Source organism: Cellulomonas septica (genome assembly GCF_012396155.1).
GTDB lineage: Bacteria > Actinomycetota > Actinomycetes > Actinomycetales > Cellulomonadaceae > Cellulomonas > Cellulomonas septica.
This window is the reverse complement of record NZ_JAAXOY010000625.1, coordinates 1-2102: the sequence shown is the minus strand read 5'-3', so window position 1 is coordinate 2102 and position 2102 is coordinate 1. Positions and strand designations below refer to the sequence as shown.

At 73.4% G+C, this 2102-nt stretch carries 1 protein-coding gene; it reads left to right on the top strand.

What is annotated here, in order from left to right; genetic code table 11:
- The coding region (locus HGA02_RS17400; protein ID WP_246248014.1) for an Rne/Rng family ribonuclease at positions 1–2102 on the top strand (2102 nt) is incomplete at both ends.

Here is a 2102-nt window from a genome sequence, read left to right as displayed (position 1 = left end):
GCGGGAGGCTGCGGAGGCGGCCGAGGCCGCAGCGTCCGCGGAGGCGTCGCCGGAGACCGTCGACGCCGAGACCGTGGACGCCGAGGCGGTGACGACCGAGGCTGCGGAGACCGAGCGCGCCGAGCGTCCGTCCCGCCGCCGGGGTCGCCGCGGCCGTGGTGCCGCGCCGGCACCCGTCGAGGAGACCGAGGTCGTCGAGGAGGAGGCCGACGTCGTCGCGCCGTCGGAGGCGGGTGACGTCGAGGACCAGGCGGACGACCAGGCCGCCGACGACCAGACCGACGAGCAGGGCGACGAGCAGGGCGAGGGTGCCGGTCAGCGCCGTCGCCGCCGTCGCGGTGGTCGCGGGCGTCGCAACCGTGGCGACGCGGGCGAGCAGGAGCCGGACGCCCCGGCCGACGCGGACGCCGAGGACGAGGACGCCGAGCCGCAGGACGCGGACGCCGACGCGGACGAGACGGACGTCGAGGGGGACCAGGGCGGCTCGAGCCGTCGGCGTCGCCGTCGTCGTCGGGGCGGCCGCGGCGACGCGGGCGAGCCCGAGCGTCCGTCGCGCCGCTCCGCGAGCGACGAGGTCACGGCGCTGCGCGGGTCGACCCGGCTCGAGGCGAAGCGTCAGCGTCGTCGTGAGGGCAGGGACGCGGGCCGCCGCCGTCAGATCATCACCGAGGCCGAGTTCCTGGCCCGTCGCGAGTCGGTCGAGCGGACGATGGTCGTGCGCGAGCGCGCGAACCGCACGCAGATCGCGGTGCTCGAGGACGGCGTCCTCGTCGAGCACTACGTGTCGAACCAGGCGCAGACGTCGATGGTCGGCAACGTGTACCTCGGCCGCGTGCAGAACGTGCTGCCGAGCATGGAGGCCGCGTTCGTCGACGTCGGCAAGGGCCGCAACGCCGTGCTGTACGCGGGTGAGGTCAACTGGGACGCCGCGGGCCTCGAGGGCCAGCCGCGCCGCATCGAGCAGGCGCTGAAGTCCGGCGACTCGGTGCTCGTGCAGGTCACCAAGGACCCGATCGGGCACAAGGGTGCGCGCCTGACGTCGCAGGTCACGCTCGCGGGCCGCTACCTCGTGTTCGTCCCCGGCGGCGGCATGACCGGCATCAGCCGCAAGCTGCCCGACACCGAGCGCAACCGCCTCAAGAAGATCCTGCGCGAGGTCGTGCCGGACTCGGCGGGCGTCATCGTGCGCACCGCGGCCGAGGGCGCCTCGGAGGAGGAGCTGCGCGCCGACGTCGCCCGCCTGCAGGGGCAGTGGGAGGCCATCGAGAAGAAGGCGAAGACCGCGTCGGCCCCCGCGCTGCTCCAGGGCGAGCCGGACATGGCGATCCGCGTCGTGCGCGACATCTTCAACGACGACTTCTCCTCGTTGGTCGTGCAGGGCGACGACGCGTGGTCGACGATCTCGTCCTACATCGACGAGCTCGCGCCCGACCTCGCGCAGAAGGTCTCGAAGTGGACCGGCACGCAGGACGTGTTCACCGTGCACCGGGTCGACGAGCAGCTCGCCAAGGGCATGGACCGCAAGGTGTGGCTGCCGTCGGGCGGCTCGCTCGTCATCGACCGCACCGAGGCGATGACGGTCGTCGACGTCAACACCGGCAAGTTCACGGGCTCGGGCGGCACGCTCGAGGAGACCGTGACGCGCAACAACCTCGAAGCGGCGGAGGAGATCGTCCGTCAGCTCCGGCTGCGCGACATCGGCGGCATCATCGTCATCGACTTCATCGACATGGTGCTCGAGTCGAACCGGGACCTCGTGCTGCGCCGCCTCGTCGAGTGCCTGGGCCGTGACCGCACGAAGCACCAGGTCGCCGAGGTGACGTCGCTGGGCCTCGTCCAGATGACCCGCAAGCGCGTCGGCCAGGGCCTGGTCGAGGCGTTCTCGGAGACCTGCGAGCACTGCCACGGCCGCGGCTTCATCGTCCACGAGGAGCCCGTCGAGAAGAACGGCCGCCCGGACGCCGGCGCCCAGCAGGCCGCCGCGCCCGCCGAGGCCGGCGAGTCGAAGCGGTCGCGCCGCAAGCGCGGTGCCAAGGAGCTTGCTCCCACGACGCCGCACCCCGGCGTGCCGGTGCTGCCCGAGGCGCGCGAGGCCGTGAAGG